Genomic DNA, 20,752 nt, shown 5'->3' with positions numbered 1-20,752 from the left:
GAAACCGATTTTTCTAGAAAAATCGGCCCTGTGCAAATTTTCTAGAAAATTTGTGTCGGGCGACAGGAGGAACGAACATGGCTCTCATAACGATGCGACAATTGTTGGACCACGCGGCCGAGCAGGGTTACGGCGTGCCTGCGTTCAACATCAATAACATGGAACAGGGGCTGGCGATCATGAAAGCCGCCGACGCCTGCGATGCGCCGGTCATCTTGCAGGCCAGTCGCGGCGCGCGCTCATATGCTGGCGACATCATGTTGCGCCACATGGTGCAGGCGCTGTCCGAGATGTTTCCGCACATTCCGGTCTGCATGCACCAGGACCACGGCAACAACGAAGCGACCTGCCTGTCCGCGATCCGTCACGGTTTCACCTCGGTGATGATGGATGGGTCGCTTGAGGCCGACATGAAGACGCCCGCGTCTTACGACTACAACGTCGAGATTACCGAGCGTGTGACCCGCATGGCGCATTGGGTCGGGGCTTCGGTTGAGGGGGAGCTGGGGGTGCTCGGGTCGCTGGAAACCGGCGAGGCCGCCGAGGAGGACGGATCGGGTGCGGTGGGCAAGCTGGATCAGGACCAGCTGCTGACCGACCCGGATCAGGCGGTGGATTTCGTGGCGCGGACCAAGGTGGACGCCTTGGCGATTGCCTGCGGCACGTCGCACGGGGCATACAAATTCAGCCGTAAACCCACCGGTGACATTCTGGCGATGAGCCAGATCGAGGCAATCCACGCCAAGCTGCCCAATACGCATCTGGTGATGCACGGATCCAGCTCGGTGCCGCAGTATTTGCAGGATCTGATCAATGAATTCGGCGGCGAGATGCCCCAGACCTATGGCGTGCCGGTCGAAGAGATCGAGCGCGGCATCCGGTCCGGTGTGCGCAAGGTGAACATTGACACCGATTGCCGCATGGCCATGACGGGCCAGTTCCGCAAGGTCGCCAGCGAGACCCCGCAGCAGTTCGACCCGCGCAAGTTTCTGACCGCCGCAATGGACGAGATGGAAACGCTGTGCCGTGACCGGTTCGAGCGCTTCGGCACCGCGGGCAATGCCCACAAGATCACTGTGATCGACATCGACGACATGGCTGCGCGCTACGCGTCCGGGGACCTGGATCCCCGGATCGCCACGGCGCAGGCCGCAGAGTAAATCAGGAGGAGAATACCCATGGACCAGTCAAACCGCTATGCCCGCCTTGATCTCAAGGAAGAGGATCTGATCGCCGGGGGCAAGCACGTGCTTGTCGCCTATATCATGAAGCCAAAGCCGGGCTTCGATGGCTTCCTTGCCACCGCTGCGCACTTTGCGGCTGAAAGCTCCACCGGCACCAATGTGGACGTGTCTACCACCGACGATTTCACCCGCGGCGTTGACGCGCTGGTGTATGAGATTGACGAAGCCAACGAGCTGATGAAGATCGCCTATCCGGTGGATCTGTTCGACCGCAACATCATCGACGGACGCGCGATGATCTGTTCGTTCCTGACCCTTGCCATCGGCAACAACCAGGGCATGGGCGACGTGGAATATGCCAAGATGCATGATTTCTATGTGCCGCCCGCGTTCCTGCGCCTGTTTGACGGGCCGTCGGCGACGATCAGTGACATGTGGCGGGTGTTGGGCCGGCCGCATGTCGATGGTGGCTTCATCGTCGGCACGATCATCAAGCCGAAACTGGGCCTGCGGCCGCAGCCCTTCGCCGACGCTTGCTATGACTTCTGGCTGGGGGGGGATTTCATCAAGAACGACGAGCCGCAGGGCAACCAGCTGTTCGCACCGCTGAAGGAAACCATCCCGCTGGTCGCCGACGCGATGAAACGTGCGCAGGACAAGACCGGTGAGGCCAAGCTGTTCAGTGCCAACATCTCTGCTGACGACCACTATGAAATGCTGGCGCGCGGGGAATTCATCCTGGAGACCTTTGGCGAGAACGCCGATCACGTGGCCTTCCTGGTTGATGGCTATGTCACCGGCCCTGCCGCGATCACCACCGCGCGCCGGGCGTTTCCCAAGCAGTATCTGCACTACCACCGGGCGGGCCACGGCGCCGTGACTTCGCCGCAGACACAGCGCGGCTATACCGCTTTTGTGCTGTCGAAAATGGCGCGGATGCAGGGCGCGTCGGGCATACACACCGGCACGATGGGCTTTGGCAAGATGGAGGGCGAGGCTGCCGACAAGCTGATGGCCTACATGATCACCGATGACAGTGCCGATGGGCCGTATTTCCACCAGGAATGGGGCGGGATGAACCCGACCACGCCGATCATCTCGGGCGGGATGAACGCGCTGCGGATGCCCGGTTTTTTTGCCAATCTTGGGCATTCGAACCTGGTCCTGACCGCCGGGGGCGGCAGCTTTGGCCATATCGACGGCGCGGCGGCGGGGGCGACAAGCCTGCGCCAGGCCGAACAATGCTGGAAACAGGGCGCCGACCCGATCGAGTTTGCCAAGGACCACAAGGAATTCGCCCGCGCCTTCGAAAGCTTCCCGAAGGATGCCGACAGCATCTTCCCGGGTTGGCGCGAAGCGTTGCGGATCAACTCGGCCGCCTGATAAGAGGGGGGCGCGGCATCCGTCGCGCCCCTGACCCAAACCGGAGACCCCCATGTCCTTTGATCGTTCCATCAAGATCGCGCCGTCGATTCTGTCCGCCGATTTCGCCAACTTCGGCGAAGAGATCCGGGCCATCGAGGCGCAGGGCGCCGATTGGGTCCATGTGGACGTGATGGACGGGCATTTCGTGCCGAACCTGACATTCGGCCCGCCCGCTGTGAAAGCGTTCCGCCCGCATGTGAAAACCTTCATGGATGTGCACCTGATGATCGCGCCGGTGGACCCGTATATCGAGGCTTATGCCGAGGCGGGCGCCGACATGATCGTGGCTCATTACGAGGCCGGGCCGCACCCGCACCGCACATTGCAGGCGATCCGGGCAACCGGCGCCAAGTCGGGGATCAGCCTGAACCCCGGCACGCCGGCCAGCGTGATCGAACACCTTCTGCCGCTGTGCGATATGGTGCTGGTGATGAGCGTGAACCCCGGTTTTGGCGGGCAGAAATTCATTCCGTCAAGCGTCGACAAGGTCCGCCAGGTGCGCGAGATGATCGGCGATCGCGACATTCACATTCAGGTGGATGGCGGGGTCGATCCGATCACCATCGGCCCTCTGGTCGCGGCGGGCGCCGACTGCTTTGTTGCAGGCTCCGCCGTGTTCAAAGGCGGCTCGGTTCAGAACTCCGACGTCTATGGCGACAACATCCGCGCGATCCGCGCAGCCGCAGAAGTTGCGTTGTCCTCATGATCCCTCTGGCGAAACATATGCAAATTGTCCTATGTTTCGCCGGACATGATCCGAGGAGGACAAAATGATCCGTCACGCCCTGCTGGCCGTAATGCTGGCCACCCCTGCTTTCGCGTTCGAAGATGTTGCCGACCAGTATCCCGGCAATGTGCTGTATTCCAAACCCTATGAGGTGATCCCGAACGTCTGGTCGGCCATCGGGGCCACGGCCCCGCCGACCTATGAAAACACCGGTCACAACAACAACCTGTCCTTCATCGTGACGGGGGACGGCGTGATCGTTGTGAACGGCGGCGCGAACTACAAGCTGGCCGAAGCGCTGCACGCCGAGATCAAGCTTGCCACCGATCAGCCGGTGAAACTGGTGATCAACGAAAACGGCCAGGGCCACGCGATGCTTGGCAATTCGTACTGGGCCGCGCAGGGTGTCGATATCCTGGCGCATGAGGATGCGGCGCATGAGTTTGCCGACCGTGGCCCGCAGATCCTTGCCGGGATGGAGCGCTATGCGCGCGAAAACTCGGAAGGCACGACGCTGGTCGAACCCACGATCCTGTTCAGCGATCCGTATATGATCGACATGGGCGATATGCATATCGAAGTGATGCATGCTGGGCCCTCGCACGGGCCGGGTGACACACAGGTCTGGATCCCCGATCTGGGCATGATGATCGCCGGTGACATCGCCTTCAACAACCGCATGACGCCGATTTTCGAGGACACCTGCACAAGCTGTTGGATCGAAACTTGGGAGACCGTGTTCGCCCCGCTTGGCGCGACCTATGTGATCCCCGGCCACGGCAACCCGACCAACATGGCGCAGGTTGAAAAGGATACCATCGGCTATCTGAAACACTTGCGCGCCGCGGTTGGGGCGCATATCGAAGAAGGTGGCATGCTGGATCAGGCGTATTATGTCGACCAGGATGCCTATCAGTATCTCGATACGTTCAAGGAACTGGCGATCAAGAACGCCGGTCAGGTCTTCACGGAAATGGAGTTCGAATAATGGCAGCCATCCCCCCCGTCTGTGATTTCGACACGCCCGCGCCGGGGTTTTCCCTGCCGGGCACCGATGGAAAGAGCTATGCGTTCTCGGACGTGGCGGGGGAAAACGGCACGCTTGTCATGTTCATCTGCAACCACTGTCCCTATGTACTGGCAGTGCTGGATCGGATCATTCGTGACGCGAAGGATCTGGCCGCGCTGGGCGTCGGGGTGGTGGCAATCTCGTCGAATGACGCCGAGGCTTATCCGCAGGATGGCCCCGACAAGATGGCCGACATGGCGGGTGAGATGCACTTCCCGTTCCCGTATCTTTACGATCAAAGCCAACAGGTCGCACGCGCCTATGATGCGATCTGCACGCCGGATTTCTTCGGCTATAACGCGGATGGCAAGCTGCAATATCGCGGTCGTCTGGATGCGTCGCGCAAAGAGGCCGGGCCGGACGACCTGCGCCGCGACTTGTATGAGGCGATGAAGCAGGTGGCCGAAACCGGCAAGGGTCCGGCGGATCAAATCCCCTCGATGGGCTGTTCGATCAAGTGGAGAACGTGATGCGCATCGTCTTTGACCTGGACGGCACGCTGATCGACAGCGCCCCGGACCTGCAAGCCGCGACCAACCGGATGCTGGCCGATCAGGGCTGTGCTTCGCTTGACCTGGCGACGATCACCTCTTTCGTGGGCAACGGTCTGCCGAAGCTTGTCGAACGGGCGATGCGCGCCAGCGGGCTGGACATGACCGAGCACCCCCGGCTCAGCGCGCTGACGCTGGAATATTACAATCAGGATCCCGCGACCCTGTCGCAGTTGTATCCGGGGTTGAAGGCGCTTTTGACCGCGCTGAAGGCGGCTGGGCATCGTCTGGGCGTCTGCACCAACAAACCGTTCGAGCCCGCTGTGGCCATTCTGGTCGAGATGGGCCTAGAGGATCATTTCGATGTGGTGGTCGGGGGCGACACGCTTGCGGTCAAGAAACCCGATCCGCAGCCCTTGCTGCACTCGCTGGTGAAACTGGGCGACGGCCCCGCGCTTTATGTTGGTGATAGCGAGGTGGACGCGGAAACCGCCGCCCGCGCGGGGGTAGATTTCGCGCTGTTCACCGAAGGCTATCGCAAGACGCCGATCGAAGACCTGCCGCACGCCTTCGCCTTTGATCATTTCGACAAGCTGGCCGCGCATCTGGCATGAGCCTGCGCGCATTGATCTTCGATGTGGACGGCACCCTGGCCGAAACCGAGGAAGCGCACCGCGCGGCCTTTAACCAGGTGTTCGACCGGCACGGGCTGGGCTGGCACTGGAGCATGGACGACTACCGCGAGCTTCTGAAAACCACAGGGGGCAAGGAACGCATGCGCGCCTTTGCCCCGGACATGCCCGCTGATCAGATCGCCGCGCTGCATGTGGAAAAAACGGCCCTTTATGGTGACATACTGGCGGCGGGCAAGCTGCCCTTGCGGCCCGGTGTGGCGGCGTTGATGACCCGCGCCCGTGCGGCGGGGCTAAAACTGGCTGTGGCCACCACCACGAACCCGCCCAATGTCGAAGCGCTGGCGCAATGCTGCTGGTCGCGCCCGGCGCATGAGGTGTTCGACGTGATCGCTGCCGGGGATCAGGTGGCGGCCAAGAAACCCGCGCCGGACGTGTTTCAACTGGCCCTGTCGCGTCTGGGCCTGCCCGCAAACGACTGCGTGGCGTTTGAGGACAGCCTGAACGGGCTGACTTCGGCCAACGGGGCTGGCTTGCGCAGTGTGGTGACGCCGTCGATCTATACCGACGATCAGGACTTCAGCGACGCGGCGCTGGTGGTGCCCACCCTGGACGGGTTGTCAATCGAGCGTCTCGCCGGTCTCTGACCCGTCGGGTATCTGCCGCAGGCGCTCCAGCACGCACAGGCCCGGAAACCCGTCGGCGGTGCGCCCGACCGATTTCTGGAACGCTCGAATGGCCACGGCGGTGTTGGGGCCCATGAACCCGTCGATGCCTTGTGTGTCAAAGCCCGCGTTGGTCAGACGCATCTGCACCTCGCGCAGCTCTTCGCGTTTGAGAACGCGCTGCCCCTCAGGCCAGCCAGTGACCAGCGCCTTGCCCGCCCCGAACCGGTCCGACAGGTGCCCGATCGCCACCGCATAGGACTCGGCGCAATTGTAGCGCAGGATGACGTGGTAGTTGCGAAACACCATCAGCGCCGAGCCGCGCGCGCCGGCGGGTAGCAGGATCGACGCGGCGCCGTATTCCGCGATTGGCATGTTGTCACGGGCCGGCACAACGCCCAGATCGGTCCATTCGGCAACGGTGCGGTTCTGACCCAGTCCGGTTTGCGCGTGGTCGAACCCCTCGGGCAAAGTGACCTCGACACCCCAGGGTTGGCCCATGCGCCAGCCGTGCTTGGCCACGTAGTGCGCGATACTGGCCAGGGCGTCGGTGGGGTCGTCGTGCCAGATGTTACGCCGCCCATCGCGGTCGAAATCCACCGCGAAATTCAGAAACGAACTGGGCATGAACTGCCCATGCCCCATCGCACCTGCCCAGGACCCGATCATCATCTCGGGCTCGGCATCGCCCAACTGCACAATGCGTAGGGCGGCCATCAACTCGTCTTCGAAAAACGCGGACCGCCGCCCGGCGAAGGCCAGCGTGGTCAGCGCCGGGATCACCGGATAGGTGCCCCGGTTGGCCCCGAACCCGGTCTCCAGACCCCAAAAGGCCATGACGACTTCGGCCTCGACGCCATATTGTGTCTCGATCCGGTTCAGAAGCTTGCGGTTCTGGCGCAGTTTCAGCCGCCCGTTGCGGATCCGCTCCTCGGACACACAGATGTCCATGTAATCGCGCACAGACAGGGTGAATTCCGGCTGATGCGCCTGGCGGTCCAAGACGTCCTGAAGCGGGGTGACGCCGGACAGGGCGCGGTCGAACACGGCGGGACGGATCTGGCGCTCGACCGCGCGGACGCGCAGGTCGGTCAGCCAGTCCTGAAAGGCGGGGGGTAACGGGTCTTGGGTCACTGGTAAAATCTCGGCGTTTTGTTCCGGTGGGGTAAGGATACCCTAACCTCGAGATCGGCGAACCTTTTTCTTCACCTTGGCGGCTTTGTGCCGCGCCTTGTTGGCCCGCCGTGGCACCGATTTGCCGCGTTTGCGCCCCGAAGAGCGCGGCAGCGCCTTGCCGTCGACCTCGATCAGCTCCAGCATCAGACCGCCGGTGACAGGCACCGCCTCGCTCAGGCGCACCGTCACTGGCAGGCCAAGGCCCAGCTTCAGGCCGGTCTTTTCGCCGGTGATCGTCTGCGCGTCGCCGTCAAAGCGGAAATACTCGGCCCCGATCGAGCTGATCGGGATCAGCCCGTCGGCGCCGGTTTCGTCCAGCTTCACGAAGGCGCCGAACCGCTGGATGCCAGCGATGCGGCCGCTGAATTCGTTGCCCACACGCTCGGACAGATAAGACGCCAGATAGCGGTCGGTCGTGTCGCGTTCGGCCATCATCGAGCGGCGCTCGGTGTCCGAAATGTGCTGCGCGGTGGCCTCCAGCTGGTCGATATCCTCGGGCGACAGCCCGTCCTTGCCCCAACCATGCCCAGAGATCAGCGCCCGGTGCACGATCAGGTCGGAATAGCGCCGGATCGGGCTGGTGAAATGCGCGTAGTTCTTCAGCGCCAGGCCGAAATGGCCGAAGTTTATCGGGTTGTAATACGCCTGCTGCATGGACCTGAGCGTCGAGATATTGATCAGCTCGTCAAACTCGCTGCCCTCGGCCTGGCCCAGCAGGTTGTTCAGGTGGCGGGTTTGCAGAACTTGCCCCTTGGCCAGGGTAAAGCCCGACGCCTGCGCGACCTCGCGCAGCGCCTCCAGCTTTTCGGGGCTGGGCTCTTCGTGCACGCGGAACAAAAGCGGGCGTTTCAGGCGGTTCAGCTCTTCGGCGGCGGCCACGTTGGCTTGAATCATGAACTCTTCGACCAGCTTGTGCGCGTCGAAACGATCATAGAAGTTGACCGATTGCACATGGCCGTCCTCGGACAGGATGATTTTGCGCTCAGGCAGGTCAAGATCCAGCGGCTGGCGCTGTCCACGTGCCAGTTTCGTGGTCTCATAGGCGGCGTAAAGCGGCGCGATGACCTCTTCCATCAAGGGCGCGCATTTCTCGTTCGGATTGCCGTCCTGCGCCTGCTGCACCTCGGTGTAATTCAGCGTGGCATGCGATTTCATCAGCCCGCGGGTGAAGCGGTGGCTGATCTTTTCGCCCTGTTCGTTCAGGACCAGACGCACCGCCATACAGGCGCGTTCGACGCCTTCGTGCAGGCTGCACAGATCGCCGGACAGACGGTCGGGCAGCATCGGCACGACCCGGTCGGGGAAGTAACTGGAATTGCCCCGGTTGCGGGCCTCGCGGTCAAGCGCGGTGCCGGGGGCGACGTAATGCGCCACATCGGCAATCGCGACCCAGACCACATGGCCGCCGGGGTTCTTCGGGCTGTCGTCGGCGCGCGCATAGATCGCGTCGTCGTGGTCGCGCGCATCCGCCGGGTCGATGGTGACCAGCGGCAGGTGGCGCAGATCTTCGCGATCACCCAGGGGGGCGGGTTTGGCACTGTCAGCCTCGGCGATCACCGCGTCGGGGAAGGCATCGGGGATGCCGTGTTGGTGGATCGCGATCAGCGACACCGCCTTGGGCGCGGTGGGATCGCCCAGCCGGGCCACCACGCGCGCCTTGGGCAGGCCCATGCGGGTTTTCGGCCCGGCCAGCTGCGCCTCGACCAACTCGCCGTCCTTGGCGCCGTTTACGTCGGCGGTCGCAACGGTCCATTCCTTGTCGGTGCCCTTGTCGATTGGCTTGATCCGCCCACCTTCGGCGGTTTTGCGGAACACGCCCAGAATGCGCACCGGGTTGGTGCCGATGCGGCGGATCAGGCGGCCTTCGTATTGGTGATCGGGGTCTTTGACCTCGCTCAGACGGGCCAGGATGCGGTCGCCGGGTTTCAGTGCCGGGTCCGAGGATTTCATGACCAGCAGGATGCGGGGTTCATCCCCTTCGCCTTGCCACTCCATCGGCTTGGCATAGAGGTCGCCATCGGCGTCGGGTTCTTCGACCTGGCACACCGCCACCGGGGGCAGTTTGTCGGGATCGCGATAGGTCTTGCGCCGCTTGGTCAGGTGACCTTCGTCCTCAAGCTCTCGCAAGATGCGTTTCAGGTCGATACGGTCGGCGCCTTTGATCCCGAAAGCGCGCGAAATGTCGCGTTTCGAGGTTAGGGTCGGGTTGTCGGAAATCCATTGCAGGATTTCGTCCTTGGAGGGAATACGTTTCATAAATTATGCCTAACATGGTCGGCGGACGGGGTCATCGGGAAAGCCCTTGCAGGTCTTTCATCGTGTCCACATCGTCCAGGATGTCTGTGAAAGTGTGGCTGAGGCCAGGAATGCTGGCCAGCGTGTCGGTCAGTGCGCGGTCGGTGGACCAGCGCACACCGTTGAACAGGGATCTGGGCACCGCGCGGCTTCGTTTCAAGCCCACCAGCCAATAACCGCCATCCGGGGCCGGGCCGAACACGGCGTCGTGGTTGCCCAGGGCTGCGAAAGCGCGGGCGATATGGGCGCTTGTGACGCCGGGAATGTCTGCGCCGATGATGGCGACGGGGCCGGGGGTCAAGGTGCGGAATACCCGCCCCATCCGGTCGCCCAGATCACCGCTGCCTTGCGCAATGCGCGGCAGGTGGCCGGGCCAGACGCGGCTGCACAATCCTTCGCCGTCCGGGGTGACGGCCAGGGTCATGTCCCAGCGCGGATCGGGCAGGCGGCGCAGCAGCGATGCGGTCTGGTGGCGAAACCACCACGCCGCGCGGGTCATGCCGATATCGCGTCCCAGACGGGTTTTCACCCGGCCCGGATGCGGTTCCTTCACCATGACAACCAGTTGTTTACGCAAAGAAATCTCGCATGATGCGGGCATAGATCGATTTCAGCTGGTGGATCTGGTCGATGGCCACGCGTTCGTCTACCTGGTGCATCGTCTTGCCGACCAGGCCAAACTCGACGACCGGGCAGTGGTCTTTGACGAACCGCGCGTCCGAGGTCCCGCCGGAGGTCGACATCTCGGGCGTCACGCCGGTTTCCGCCGCCACCGATTTCGCAACCAAAGCGGACAAGTCCCCCGGCGGGGTGACGAAGCTTTCGCCCGACACTTGCGTGCGCATGTCGATCTCTACGCCAGTTTCGCCCGCCACGCGCTCTGCTTCCTCACGCAACCACGCGGTGATGCCGGTCGAGGAATGTGCGTCGTTGAAACGGATGTTCACCGTGGCGCGGCATTCGGCGGGAATGACGTTGTTGGCGGGGTTGCCGGTGTCGATCGTGGTCACAGCCAGGGTCGAGGCATCGAAATGCGCGGTGCCTTCGTCCAGTTCATGCGCGTCCAGTCGCGCCATCAGACGGGCCAGGGCGGGCACCGGGTTCCTGGCGCGATGCGGATAGGCCGAATGCCCCTGCACGCCGCGCGCGGTGAAATAGGCGGTCATCGAGCCGCGCCGCCCGATCTTCATCATCTCGCCCATCGTGTTGGGGCAGGTGGGTTCGCCGACGATGCAGGCGGTCATCGCTTCGCCATTGGCGCCCATCCAATCCAGGATCGCCGTGGTGCCGTCCACCGCGTCGCCCTCTTCGTCCCCGGTGATGGTGATCACCAGGCTGGCGTCCTCGGGTGCGTCGGCGACGAAGTCCACTGCTGCTGCCACCCAGGCGGCCACGCCCGATTTCATGTCTGTGGCCCCCCGGCCCCACAGAAAGCCATCCTTGACCACACCCGCAAACGGTTGGACCGTCCAGGCGCCGGTGTCGCCCACGGGCACCACGTCGGTGTGGCCGTTGAACCCCAGCGTGCGTGCGTTTTTCGACCCCCAGCGGGCGTATAGGTTAGACACTTTACCCCGATCCACCCGGGTGCAGGCGAACCCTGCCTGTTCCAAAATGTCCTGCAACAGCACCAGCGCGCCGGCTTCTTCGGGGGTGACCGAAGGGCACTGGATCAGGCGTTGGGTCAGGTCGGCTGGGTTGATGCTCATATCGGCTCTCCTTTGCCCCCTGTTAGCGCGCCGGGCGCGCCCCTGCAAATGTGTCCCACATGCGACAGGGCCGGGTGGCTTGGACAAATGTGTTATCAAAGGGTTAACAAGTCGGCGGAATTGCGGCATATTCCATCGTAATGAAATGACCCGAGGCAGGGCACCGGACCACCAGAGGCGCAAAGCCCGGTCCGAAACGAGCAGTTTGACCACGATGTGCGACGCCCGGCGTCGTCCGGGTGCGTGACGTGTTCTGCCTTGAAATGGGTAGGAGACAGGCACGATGGTTGCAGCATCAGAGCTGAACATCAACACAGGCGCGAACGCGACGGCAATGGCGTCGGAAATTTTCGGCGATGGCGTTACGGTCGTTTCGGCGTCCTATTCCGGGTCCGGCTATTCTTCTGGCATCTACACGGGCGGCGATACCACGTCGCCGGGCGTGACCCCGGGCGACAGCGGGGTCATCTTGTCGACCGGGCGCGCGACGGATTTCACAAACTCATCCGGCCAAGCAAACCAGGACACCAACACGTCGACCAATTCCGGTGGGCAGAACAACAACTCGGATTTCAACGCCGCCGCCGGTGCGCGGACCTATGACGCGTCCTTCCTGGACGTCGACTTCATCCCCACCGGGGACACGATGACGATGCAGTTTGTGTTTTCGTCGGATGAATTCCCGGAATATGCGAATTCGAACTATCAGGACTTTGTCGGCGTCTGGGTGAACGGGACGCAGGCTACGATGGCCATCGGTGACGCCAATCCCGGCAACCTTGTCGGGGGTATCAACCAGAACCTGTATGTCGACAATACTTCGGACGACTACAACACCGAAATGGACGGTTTTACCGTCACCATGACCCTGACCTTTCCGGTGATCGCTGGCGAGGTGAACTCGATCCGGATCGGGATCGCTGATGTTGGCGACAGCAGCTATGATTCCAACCTTCTGATCGCAGGCGATTCCGTGCAAACGGTCCTTATCGCCAACGATGACATCCTGCACTTGCCGGGTGGTGAGACAAAGACAATCGACGTTCTGGCCAATGACTATGACGCCGATGGCGGGACTTTGACGATTACGCACATCAACAACGTCGCGGTTTCGGTTGGCGATACCGTAACGTTGGCCACTGGACAGGTCGTATCTCTGAACGCCGATGGCACGCTGACAGTCGTGGCTGATACGAATGGCGAGTATTTCAACTTCACGTACACGATTGACGACGGGAACAACATCGATACCGGATTTGTCCTGGTGGATTCGATCCCCTGTTTCGTGGCGGGCACGATGATCGCGACCCCTGACGGTGAACGCCGGGTAGAGGCGCTGAAGCCGGGTGATTTTGTCATTACCCATGATCATGGCGCCCAACCGGTGCGCTGGATCGGACAGCGCGTGGTGCCGGCAAAGGCCCATTTCGCACCGATCCGCATTTTGGCAAACACGTTTGGCACGCACGGAGAGTTGCTGCTTTCCCCGCAGCACCGGGTGTTGATCCGTGACGCGCTTGCCGAGCTTTTGTTTGGTGAAACCGAGGTTCTTGTTTCGGCCAAGGACCTTGTGAACGACCACTCGGTGCGCCGCGTCGAAGGGGGCGAGGTCGAGTATGTGCATATCCTGTTTGACCGCCACGAGGTCGTTTATTCCGAAGGCCTGGCAACAGAAAGCTTTCTGCCGGGCCCCCAGACCACGAACAGCTTTGAACGTGACATTGTCGATGAGATTTGCGCCCTGTTCCCCGAGATCGACCCCGAAACCGGGGAGGGGTATTCACCCGCGGCCCGCCGCACCCTGCGTGGGTTTGAGGCGGCGGTTCTGATGGCGCAAAGCGCAGCGTAGGAGACGCGTTCGGTGACTTGGATCGGCATCACCAATCTGCAAGAGGCCGCGTTCGACACGCGAGGCGTCGGCAGCGGTGACCGACACACTGGCCGGGACCGGGGCGATGGCATCCTTCCCGTCGGCAGCCTGGTGATCGAAGTCACATACGTGGCACAAGACCGAATTCCGCAGCGCATCTTGCGGTTTGAACGGCGCGATACTTGGCTGCGCCGCCTGTCCGTTCTGCTGTCAGCAGACGGTGCGCTCAGCATCGATCTGTGTCAGGGCGACATGCAAAGTACCGCGCGACTATCGATGCCGGTGCCGCCGCGTGAAACGCGGTTGCGGCTGACCTATGCTTGGGATGCACCCGCGCGACGCGGCTGGATCAGCGTCGAAAATCTGGACCAGGAAACTCTGTATCAGGCCGAATTCGATGCGCCGGTGCCCTTACCCGTTGCAGATGCGCGTGAGATCATTGCGAATGGTGACGCGACCCGGATCGGGCGCGAAACCCGTTACCTTGCCCTTTCCGACCACGTTGAACCTGTGGGACTTTCCCCCGGTGTGGCCAAGGGCACGCCAGTCGAGACTCCGACCGGGCCGCGCCTGATCGAACGGCTGCGGCTGGGCGATCTGGTGACGACCGCAACCGGGCACCGCCCCGTTCGCTGGATCACCCGTCGCGAAGTGCCTGCACGTGGCGGATTTCGCCCAATCCTGATCCGCGCGCCATACTTTGGTCTGTCGCGCGACATCCTTGTCGCGCCGGACCACCGCGTCGTGGTCGCGGGTGCCGAGGCTGAATATCTGTTTGGCGAAGACAGCGTTCTCGTCGAAGCGCGCCACCTTGTCGACGGCCAGGCGGTGATGCGCACGGCTGGGGGGGGCACGCTGTGGTATTACCACGTGCTGCTGGACACCCACGAATGCCTGACCTTTGCCGGGCTGGACGGGGAAAGCCTGTTCGTTGGGGCGATGGGCCGCGCCCCCGAGATGATTGCCACCACATCCCTGGCCGATATGCCGTCCGAGATCATGCCCCGTCACAAAGCTTTTGCTCAACCAATCCTGTCGGGATACGAGGCGCGCACGCTGGCGGCGTCGATGGTGGCCTAGTAGGTCAAATTTGCCCTTGTCCACGCCTTGTGGCATGGGACAGGACAGGGGAGATACCAAATGCACAAACTGATTCTGGCCATCGTTGCGGTCATGACCCTGGCCCTGCCTGCCAGCGCGCAAGATTTGCGTGTGGCGACCGTGACCCGCGCACCGTTTTCACTGGAACAGGACGGGGTGCAAACGGGGTTCAGCCTGGATCTTTGGGCGGCGTTGATGGAGGACATGTCGCGCGGCTCTGAGGTCGTGCGGGTTCAGGATTTCCGCGAGATGTTGTCGCTGGTGGAAACAGGGCAGGTCGACGCAGCCGTTGCCAACATTTCGATCACTGCTGACCGCGAACGTGTGCTGGATTTCTCACAGCCGATCTTCGAAGGTGGCCTGCAGATCATGGTGCCCGCCGGTGGGAGTAGCGGATCGCCCCTGCTGCGCGTGTTACTCAACTCCGATCTTCTGATTGCGATCCTTGTGGCCTTTGCCGTGCTGCTGGGCGTCGGTATGATGATGTGGCGCTTTGAGCGGCGATCGCAGGAATACTTCGACCTCGAAGCCCGCGACGCGATGTTCCCGGCGTTCTGGTGGGCGCTGAACCTTGTTGTGAACGGTGGCTTTGAGGAACGTGTACCGCGCAGCCTGATGGGGCGGCTGTTCGGCGTTGTTCTGGTTGTCTCCAGCCTGTTCATCGTGTCGATCTTCGTGGCCAATATCACCGCCGCCCTGACCGTGAACGCGATCCAGGGCTCTGTGAACTCGATCAATGACCTGTATGGCAAGCGCGTCGGGACCACATCCGGGTCGACTGCGGCGGCCTATCTGGACCGTCGCGACCTACGGCACGAAGGCTTTGCCGATCTTGATGCGCTTCTGGACGCGTTCGAGGCGGGTAACCTGGATGCGGTCGTCTTTGATGCGCCGATCCTTGCCTTCTACGTCAACACGGATGGGCAAGGTATCGCGGAATTGGTCGGGTCCGTGTTCTTGCGTGAGAACTATGGCATCGCTCTGGCGACCGGTTCGGATCTGGCAGAACCCCTGAACCAAAGCCTGCTACGCCTGCGCGAAGACGGCACCTACGACGCTCTGCGGCAAAAATGGTTCGGGGTTGCTGAACGCTAGACTTCCCGCGCGCCCGGCGGGTAAGTTGGGGCGAAGTAAATAAGGATTTCACCATGCGCAAACTTTTCGCCCTGCTTTTCATCCTGCCGCTGGCAGCCTGTTTCGACGCCGACATCGCGATCAACTTCGTCGATGACGAAAATGCCGAAATGGAAGCGGTCATGACGATGGGTCCTGAATTTTATGCCATGTTGGCGCAAAGCGGTGAAGATCCGTGCGAAGAAGGCGTGGGCGCGGCCCAGGCCGACGGCAGCTATCTCTGCACGATCACGGAAACCGATACGATCGACAACATGATCGCCGAAGCCAATGCGCCCAGCGACGACGGCAATGCGGACGGGCCGACCAACGGTATGACCCAAGGCTATGCGATCGAGCGTGTCGGCACCAACATGGTGAAAGTGTCCTTCGATCTGTCCGAAATGCTGTCTGACGCCAAACCCGATGAAGAACTGGGCGAGATGGAAGCGATGCTGCGCCAGGCTTTCGCGGGCCACGGCATCACCATGCGCGTATCTGGGCAGGAGATCCTGGATACCAACGGTGAAATGTCAGCGGACGGCAAGTCCGCGAGCTTTGCCATTCCTCTGACTGAGATGTTGGAGACAGAGCCGGACCTGCCGTCCAGCTTCGACGTCACCGTGCGCACCGAATAAAGCGTCAGCCGATCAGATCCCGCACAGCGCCCGGCACCTCGCCGGGCGTTTTGCATATCCGGGTGGCGGTGTCGTGTTCGTCCGGGGCGCCGTAACCCCAGGTCACCGCGATCGACGCCATGCCCACGGACCGCGCCGCGTCGAAATCATGGCTCCGATCCCCGATCATCACGCAGCGCGCCGGATCATCCCCAGTCAGGTCCAGCGCATGGGCCAGAAGCTCGCCCTTGTTGTTGCGGGTGCCGTCAAGCTCGGGTCCGAATTCATGTGTCATGAACCGGGCAAGGTCGAAATGCGCGGTGATCCGGCGGGCGTATTTGTGCGGCTTCGCGGTGGCAAGGTGCATGATCCGCCCGGCGTCGCGCAGGGCGATCAGCATCTCGGGAATACCGTCATAGACCCGGTTCTCGAACAGGCCGGTGACGGTATAGACTTCGCGGTAATGCGCCAGCGCCTGTTCGGGATCCGCCGCACCCAAGAGCGTGAAAGTATCGACCAGCGCCGGGCCAATGGCCCAGGTCAGCTCGTCGGCAGGTGGGCAGGGTAGGCCCAGCTTGTCCATCGCATAGGCGATGCTGCCGGTGATGCCCGGTTTCGGGTCTGTCAGCGTGCCGTCGAGGTCCAGAAAGACCGTCACGTCTTCGGCTCGTCAAACAGCGGGTCCATCTGCGCGACGACGACCGAGTTTTCGGCCAGCGCGCGCGCCATGAGCTCGCGTTCTTCCTCGGGCACGTCATGGCCCATCTCGATCCGGTCCTCCAGCGTGCCGTATCCGGTCACGTCCAGCGGGGCCAGCTCGGCCTGTTTCAGGATCGCCACGGTTTCGCGCACCGCTTCGGCCTCATCCACGCCCGAGGCGTAACAGATCATAGCGGCGCCGGTGGCCTTGGCGGGCAGCCCGTCGCCATCCTTGCGGCCAACCTGGATCAGCAGGGTGTAGACCTTCTGGCGCGAGGGCTTCTTTTTCTTCGGTGTATCACTCATGCCCCAGCGCATAGGCTGTTTCGGGGGCGGGGATCAAGAGCACTCGGTTTGGAAGTCCGAGGGTGTCGACGGGTCGGCTTGAGCGTTTTCGGCGGCAAAGCCGAGAGTGATGAGGGCAATCAGGATCAGGATGCGGGTCATGGGACCTCCCTTGTGTTGGATAAGGGTGATACGTGCGACGCGCGGGTTTCTGTCAAAAAAAAATGGGCGGACCCGAAGGCCCGCCCGCATTTTTTCAGCTGTGACCGATGTCAGTCGCGCAGCAGGTCGTTGATCGAGGTCTTGGAACGCGTTTTCGCGTCGACCTTTTTCACGATCACGGCGCAGTAGAGGTTCACGCCGTTCTTCGACGGCATGGAGCCTGCGACCACGACCGAGCCCGCGGGCACTTCGCCATAGGTGAACTCACCCGTTTCGCGGTCGACGATCTTGGTCGACTGGCCGATGAACACGCCCATGCCCAGAACGGACCCTTCGCGCACGATGCAGCCTTCGACCACTTCGGACCGCGCGCCGATGAAGCAATTGTCTTCGATGATGGTCGGGCCGGCCTGCATGGGTTCCAGAACCCCGCCGATACCGACGCCGCCCGACAGGTGCACGTTCTTGCCGATCTGGGCGCAGGACCCCACGGTGGCCCAGGTATCGACCATCGTGCCTTCGTCCACATAGGCGCCAAGGTTCACGAAGCTGGGCATCAGCACCACGCCCGGTGCGATGAACGCCGATTTGCGCACGATGCAGTTGGGCACGGCTCGGAAACCAGCTTCTTTCCACTGGGTGTCGCCCCAGCCTTTGAATTTCGAATCGACCTTGTCCCACCAGCCCGCGCCTTGCGGGCCGCCGGTGTGTTCTTCCATGTCCTTCAAGCGGAACCCCAGAAGCACGGCCTTTTTGGCCCATTGGTTCACGTGCCAATTACCGTCGGTCTGTTTCTCAGCCACGCGCAGCTTACCGCTGTCCAGCGCGTTCAGCGTATCTTCGATCGCCTCTCGGGTCTCGCCCTTGGTGGCGGGGGTGATGGTGTCGCGCGCCTCCCAGGCGGCTTCGATGGCAGTTTCCAGTGCGGCGTTCGACATGTGATCCCTCAGATGTGTATGGCGTCGTTTCAACGCATGGCTATAGTGCCTGAAACAGGTCCGCGCAATGCGGCAGAAACGAAGGTAGAGCAATGAAAGACGACCGACGCCATCCCATGCGGGATAGTCATCAGGACCGGGAAACCGCGCACAAGACGCCGGATACCGCGCAGACCCGCGCCCCGGCCTACAAGTTGGCCTATGACGATTTCGACTTCATGTGCCGCGATGAGCTGCGCCCGGTGCGGTTGCAGCTTGAGCTGTTGAAGCCCGAGGTTCTGATGCAGGAATACGGGGTCGAGTCGACCATCGTGCTGTTCGGCGGCGCGCGCATTCCCGAACCGGCGAAGAAGGATGGCGCCCGGACCAAGACCCTGGCCGAGCTGTCGAAATACTATGACGAGGCGCGCGAATTTGCCCGGCTGATGACAATCGAAAGCAAACAGAACGGCCACAAGCAGAACGTAATCGTCACCGGTGGCGGACCGGGCGTGATGGAGGCGGGGAACCGTGGCGCTGCGGACGCGGGGGGCGTGTCAATCGGGCTGAACATCGTGTTGCCGCATGAACAGGCGCCGAACGAATACGTGACGCCGGACCTGTGCTTCAACTTCCACTATTTCGCGATCCGGAAAATGCATTTCCTGATGCGGGCCGAGGCGATCGTCGGTTTCCCCGGCGGGTTTGGCACGATGGATGAATTGTTCGAAAGCCTGACTCTGATTCAGACTGGCCGCATGAAGCGGGTGCCGATCTTGCTGTTCGGCCGTGCGTTCTGGGAAAAGATCATCAACTGGAAGGCGCTGGCGGAGGCCGGCACGATCTCGGATGAAGACCTGGAATTGTTCCGCTTCGTTGAAACCGCCGATGAGGCGGTTCAGGCGATCATGACCTGGGAAGGCAAAGGCGAGCTTCGCAGCGAAATCCCAGGCCGTTAACCCCGGCTCAGGCGCAAAACTCGGCGGGCAAGGCGCAGACCATGCGATGGCTTGGCAGCTTGGCCAGAACCGGCCCTTTGTCGGTCTCGTCGATCGAGAAGCCGAAGCCTGCAAGGCGGTGTTTCCATTCGCGGAACGACAGCACATGCGCGCGCTGCTTCATCACGAAATCAAGGATCGATGCGGTTTCGTTGTGTTGTGCCTGGGTCATTGGACTGCTCCGATGGGTTTTGTTTTGTTGATCCTAAATTGATCGGGCAGCATGGCGGAAAATGTGCGGAATTGGGGCCTTTGTGGGGCTTTTGGAAACAGTCGTTTCCGAAACCGTCACTGTTTCCATGTCAAAGGGCGCCCACACGATGGCGGTCCACTCCCCGCCTGTCGCTAAGGCAGGGAAAAGAGCGGGTCCGATTGGACAGGGGCAGGCAGTCGGGGGTCAGGCCGGAGAATTAGAGCCCTGCCTCTTGTTCGATCTGCCGTTTCGACTTGCGCGCGCGTTCGGTGGCCGATTTCAGCTGACCACAGGCGGCCATGATGTCCTCGCCGCGCGTCTTGCGGATCGGGCTGGCATAGCCGGCCTGATAGATGATGTTTGCAAAGGCCCGGATGCGGTTGTTCGACGATCGTGTATAGGGCGACCCGGGCCATTCGTTGAACGGGATCAGGTTGATCTTGGCCGGGATGCCTTTGATCAACTCGACCAGTCGATGCGCATCCTCGTCGCTGTCATTCACGCCATGCAGCATCACGTATTCAAACGTGATGCGTTCGGAATTGGCGACGCGGGGATAGGCACGCAGCGCGGCCAGCAGCGTTTCGATGTTGTATTTCTTGTTGATCGGCACCAGCTTGTTGCGCACCTCGTCGGTCGTGGCGTGAAAGCTGACGGCAAGCAAGCAGCCGATCTCATCGGCGGTTCGGGCAATTTCCGGCACGATGCCCGAGGTCGACAGGGTGATCCGGCGGCGCGACAGTTGGATGCCCTCGGGATCCATCACGATCTTCATCGCGTCGCGCACGTTCTCGAAATTATAGAGCGGCTCGCCCATGCCCATCAGAACGATGTTCGACAACAGGCGCGTTTCATCCTTGGGCGCGCCGGGTACGGGCCATTCATCCAGGTCATCGCGCGCGACCATCACTTGTCCGACGATCTCGGCGGCGGTCAGGTTGCGCACCAGTTTCTGGGTGCCGGTATGGCAGAAGGAACAGGTCAGGGTGCAGCCAACTTGTGACGAGATGCAAAGAGTGCCGCGTCCTTCTTCGGGGATGTAAACAACCTCGACCTCGTGTCCGCCGTTGATACGCACCAGGTATTTGCGGGTGCCGTCTTCGCTGACCTGTTTGGTCACGACTTCGGGGATCTCGATCACGAAGTGTTCGCCCAGCTGCGCACGGTAAGCTTTGGCCAGGTTGGTCATGCTGTCGAAATCGCGCACGCCCCATTGATAGATCCACTGCCAGATCTGCCCCGTGCGCATCTTGGCCTGCTTTTCCGGCGTGCCGGCGGCAATCAACTCATCACGCAACTGGTCGCGGGTCAGACCAACAAGGTTCTTCTTGCCGCCCCCCGTGTCTTTGCGGGGGATCGTCAGGACATCTTGGGTAATCGGGGTCTCGGGTGTCATCGCGCGCATCCTTGTCACAGGGGCGCAG

21 protein-coding genes are annotated in these 20,752 nt (G+C 62.0%); 12 read left to right on the top strand and 9 right to left on the bottom strand.

What is annotated here, in order from left to right:
* The first annotated feature begins 77 nt into the window (after positions 1 to 77).
* The 7 genes from fba to MN188_RS10825 all read left to right on the top strand — a co-directional run bounded on the left by fba (position 78) and on the right by MN188_RS10825 (position 6,175).
* Positions 78 to 1,160: a class II fructose-bisphosphate aldolase gene (gene fba / locus MN188_RS10855; protein WP_242109065.1), complete on the top strand. Its 1,083-nt coding sequence runs from the start codon at positions 78 to 80 to the stop codon at positions 1,158 to 1,160.
* Positions 1,161 to 1,178: 18 nt separating this feature from the next.
* A complete protein-coding gene (locus tag MN188_RS10850; RefSeq protein ID WP_242109064.1) occupies positions 1,179 to 2,567 on the top strand; it encodes a ribulose-bisphosphate carboxylase in 1,389 nt (462 codons plus the stop codon).
* Between the two features lie 52 nt (positions 2,568 to 2,619).
* Positions 2,620 to 3,315: a ribulose-phosphate 3-epimerase gene (gene rpe, locus MN188_RS10845; protein ID WP_242109063.1), complete on the top strand. Its 696-nt coding sequence runs from the start codon at positions 2,620 to 2,622 to the stop codon at positions 3,313 to 3,315.
* Between the two features lie 64 nt (positions 3,316 to 3,379).
* Positions 3,380 to 4,324 (top strand): MBL fold metallo-hydrolase, encoded by a 945-nt coding sequence (locus tag MN188_RS10840; RefSeq protein WP_242109062.1) that lies wholly within the window; start codon positions 3,380 to 3,382, stop codon positions 4,322 to 4,324.
* Positions 4,324 to 4,875, top strand: a complete 552-nt coding sequence (locus tag MN188_RS10835) for a thioredoxin family protein (RefSeq protein ID WP_242109060.1) — start codon at positions 4,324 to 4,326, stop codon at positions 4,873 to 4,875. Before MN188_RS10840 ends, MN188_RS10835 begins: the two co-directional genes overlap by 1 nt.
* Positions 4,875 to 5,510, top strand: a complete 636-nt coding sequence (gene gph, locus MN188_RS10830) for a phosphoglycolate phosphatase (RefSeq protein ID WP_242109059.1) — start codon at positions 4,875 to 4,877, stop codon at positions 5,508 to 5,510. The genes MN188_RS10835 and gph overlap by 1 nt, the downstream gene beginning before the upstream one ends.
* Positions 5,507 to 6,175 carry an HAD-IA family hydrolase gene (locus MN188_RS10825; protein WP_242109058.1) on the top strand — a complete coding sequence of 223 codons (669 nt, stop codon included), beginning with the start codon at positions 5,507 to 5,509 and terminating at the stop codon, positions 6,173 to 6,175. Before gph ends, MN188_RS10825 begins: the two co-directional genes overlap by 4 nt.
* Here MN188_RS10825 and MN188_RS10820 read toward each other — a convergent pair.
* The 4 genes from MN188_RS10820 to dapE are packed head-to-tail and all read right to left on the bottom strand — an operon-like array spanning position 6,149 to position 11,373.
* Positions 6,149 to 7,327 carry a lytic murein transglycosylase gene (locus MN188_RS10820; RefSeq protein ID WP_242109057.1) on the bottom strand — a complete coding sequence of 393 codons (1,179 nt, stop codon included), beginning with the start codon at positions 7,325 to 7,327 and terminating at the stop codon, positions 6,149 to 6,151. The genes MN188_RS10825 and MN188_RS10820 overlap by 27 nt on opposite strands.
* A gap of 42 nt (positions 7,328 to 7,369) precedes the next feature.
* The gene (gene rnr / locus MN188_RS10815) at positions 7,370 to 9,625 is read right to left on the bottom strand and encodes a ribonuclease R (protein WP_242109056.1); all 2,256 of its coding nucleotides are present in this window, start codon (positions 9,623 to 9,625) and stop codon (positions 7,370 to 7,372) included.
* Between the two features lie 31 nt (positions 9,626 to 9,656).
* On the bottom strand, positions 9,657 to 10,220 hold the full coding sequence (locus tag MN188_RS10810) for a TIGR04282 family arsenosugar biosynthesis glycosyltransferase (RefSeq protein WP_420838977.1): 564 nt from the start codon (positions 10,218 to 10,220) through the stop codon (positions 9,657 to 9,659).
* A 13-nt stretch (positions 10,221 to 10,233) separates the two neighbouring features.
* Positions 10,234 to 11,373: a succinyl-diaminopimelate desuccinylase gene (gene dapE / locus MN188_RS10805; RefSeq protein WP_242109054.1), complete on the bottom strand. Its 1,140-nt coding sequence runs from the start codon at positions 11,371 to 11,373 to the stop codon at positions 10,234 to 10,236.
* Between the two features lie 283 nt (positions 11,374 to 11,656).
* Between dapE and MN188_RS10800 the strand changes: the two genes are divergently transcribed.
* From MN188_RS10800 to MN188_RS10785, 4 genes are read left to right on the top strand one after another with little or no spacing between them, the layout of a single operon-like run.
* Entirely contained in the window at positions 11,657 to 13,222 is a 1,566-nt protein-coding gene (locus tag MN188_RS10800) for a Hint domain-containing protein (protein ID WP_242109053.1), read from the top strand.
* A 12-nt stretch (positions 13,223 to 13,234) separates the two neighbouring features.
* Entirely contained in the window at positions 13,235 to 14,323 is a 1,089-nt protein-coding gene (locus MN188_RS10795; protein ID WP_242109052.1) for a Hint domain-containing protein, read from the top strand.
* 60 nt (positions 14,324 to 14,383) lie between these two features.
* Positions 14,384 to 15,439: a transporter substrate-binding domain-containing protein gene (locus MN188_RS10790; protein ID WP_242109050.1), complete on the top strand. Its 1,056-nt coding sequence runs from the start codon at positions 14,384 to 14,386 to the stop codon at positions 15,437 to 15,439.
* Positions 15,440 to 15,492: 53 nt separating this feature from the next.
* Complete coding sequence (locus tag MN188_RS10785) at positions 15,493 to 16,095, top strand: hypothetical protein (protein ID WP_242109049.1); 603 nt, start codon at positions 15,493 to 15,495, stop codon at positions 16,093 to 16,095.
* Positions 16,096 to 16,099: 4 nt separating this feature from the next.
* Here the strand turns inward: MN188_RS10785 and MN188_RS10780 are convergent, their stop codons facing one another.
* The 3 genes from MN188_RS10780 to dapD form a co-directional block, all read right to left on the bottom strand.
* Positions 16,100 to 16,732: an HAD family hydrolase gene (locus tag MN188_RS10780; RefSeq protein ID WP_242109048.1), complete on the bottom strand. Its 633-nt coding sequence runs from the start codon at positions 16,730 to 16,732 to the stop codon at positions 16,100 to 16,102.
* Complete coding sequence (locus MN188_RS10775) at positions 16,729 to 17,079, bottom strand: hypothetical protein (protein ID WP_242109047.1); 351 nt, start codon at positions 17,077 to 17,079, stop codon at positions 16,729 to 16,731. The genes MN188_RS10780 and MN188_RS10775 overlap by 4 nt, the downstream gene beginning before the upstream one ends.
* A gap of 251 nt (positions 17,080 to 17,330) precedes the next feature.
* Complete coding sequence (gene dapD, locus MN188_RS10770) at positions 17,331 to 18,158, bottom strand: 2,3,4,5-tetrahydropyridine-2,6-dicarboxylate N-succinyltransferase (protein WP_242109046.1); 828 nt, start codon at positions 18,156 to 18,158, stop codon at positions 17,331 to 17,333.
* A 92-nt stretch (positions 18,159 to 18,250) separates the two neighbouring features.
* On the opposite strand from dapD, the gene MN188_RS10765 reads away from it, so the two are divergent.
* Positions 18,251 to 19,096, top strand: coding sequence for an LOG family protein (locus MN188_RS10765; RefSeq protein ID WP_242109045.1), 846 nt, complete (start codon positions 18,251 to 18,253; stop codon positions 19,094 to 19,096).
* A gap of 7 nt (positions 19,097 to 19,103) precedes the next feature.
* Here the strand turns inward: MN188_RS10765 and MN188_RS10760 are convergent, their stop codons facing one another.
* Both MN188_RS10760 and rlmN read right to left on the bottom strand, forming a co-directional pair.
* The gene (locus MN188_RS10760) at positions 19,104 to 19,307 is read right to left on the bottom strand and encodes a hypothetical protein (RefSeq protein WP_242109044.1); all 204 of its coding nucleotides are present in this window, start codon (positions 19,305 to 19,307) and stop codon (positions 19,104 to 19,106) included.
* A 238-nt stretch (positions 19,308 to 19,545) separates the two neighbouring features.
* Positions 19,546 to 20,724: a dual-specificity RNA methyltransferase RlmN gene (gene rlmN, locus MN188_RS10755; protein ID WP_242109043.1), complete on the bottom strand. Its 1,179-nt coding sequence runs from the start codon at positions 20,722 to 20,724 to the stop codon at positions 19,546 to 19,548.
* Between the last annotated feature and the right edge of the window lie 28 nt (positions 20,725 to 20,752).

The sequence above is a fragment of the Aliiroseovarius subalbicans genome (assembly GCF_022678625.1).
Taxonomy (GTDB): domain Bacteria; phylum Pseudomonadota; class Alphaproteobacteria; order Rhodobacterales; family Rhodobacteraceae; genus Aliiroseovarius_A; species Aliiroseovarius_A subalbicans.
The sequence above is the reverse complement of the archived record's forward strand: the minus strand, read 5'-3'. Positions and strand labels throughout refer to the sequence as shown.

Excerpts from the sequence above, each read along its gene's own strand:
- MN188_RS10810 (WP_420838977.1), bottom strand. The coding sequence starts at position 10,220 with ATGGTGAAGGAACCGCATCCGGGCCGGGTGAAAACCCGTCTGGGACGC.
- fba (WP_242109065.1), top strand. The coding sequence starts at position 78 with ATGGCTCTCATAACGATGCGACAATTGTTGGACCACGCGGCCGAGCAG.
- MN188_RS10775 (WP_242109047.1), bottom strand. The coding sequence starts at position 17,079 with ATGAGTGATACACCGAAGAAAAAGAAGCCCTCGCGCCAGAAGGTCTAC.
- rlmN (WP_242109043.1), bottom strand. The coding sequence starts at position 20,724 with ATGACACCCGAGACCCCGATTACCCAAGATGTCCTGACGATCCCCCGC.
- dapD (WP_242109046.1), bottom strand. The coding sequence starts at position 18,158 with ATGTCGAACGCCGCACTGGAAACTGCCATCGAAGCCGCCTGGGAGGCG.
- gph (WP_242109059.1), top strand. The coding sequence starts at position 4,875 with ATGCGCATCGTCTTTGACCTGGACGGCACGCTGATCGACAGCGCCCCG.
- MN188_RS10825 (WP_242109058.1), top strand. The coding sequence starts at position 5,507 with ATGAGCCTGCGCGCATTGATCTTCGATGTGGACGGCACCCTGGCCGAA.
- MN188_RS10800 (WP_242109053.1), top strand. The coding sequence starts at position 11,657 with ATGGTTGCAGCATCAGAGCTGAACATCAACACAGGCGCGAACGCGACG.
- MN188_RS10785 (WP_242109049.1), top strand. The coding sequence starts at position 15,493 with ATGCGCAAACTTTTCGCCCTGCTTTTCATCCTGCCGCTGGCAGCCTGT.
- dapE (WP_242109054.1), bottom strand. The coding sequence starts at position 11,373 with ATGAGCATCAACCCAGCCGACCTGACCCAACGCCTGATCCAGTGCCCT.
- rpe (WP_242109063.1), top strand. The coding sequence starts at position 2,620 with ATGTCCTTTGATCGTTCCATCAAGATCGCGCCGTCGATTCTGTCCGCC.
- MN188_RS10850 (WP_242109064.1), top strand. The coding sequence starts at position 1,179 with ATGGACCAGTCAAACCGCTATGCCCGCCTTGATCTCAAGGAAGAGGAT.
- MN188_RS10840 (WP_242109062.1), top strand. The coding sequence starts at position 3,380 with ATGATCCGTCACGCCCTGCTGGCCGTAATGCTGGCCACCCCTGCTTTC.
- MN188_RS10760 (WP_242109044.1), bottom strand. The coding sequence starts at position 19,307 with ATGACCCAGGCACAACACAACGAAACCGCATCGATCCTTGATTTCGTG.
- MN188_RS10790 (WP_242109050.1), top strand. The coding sequence starts at position 14,384 with ATGCACAAACTGATTCTGGCCATCGTTGCGGTCATGACCCTGGCCCTG.
- MN188_RS10765 (WP_242109045.1), top strand. The coding sequence starts at position 18,251 with ATGAAAGACGACCGACGCCATCCCATGCGGGATAGTCATCAGGACCGG.
- rnr (WP_242109056.1), bottom strand. The coding sequence starts at position 9,625 with ATGAAACGTATTCCCTCCAAGGACGAAATCCTGCAATGGATTTCCGAC.
- MN188_RS10835 (WP_242109060.1), top strand. The coding sequence starts at position 4,324 with ATGGCAGCCATCCCCCCCGTCTGTGATTTCGACACGCCCGCGCCGGGG.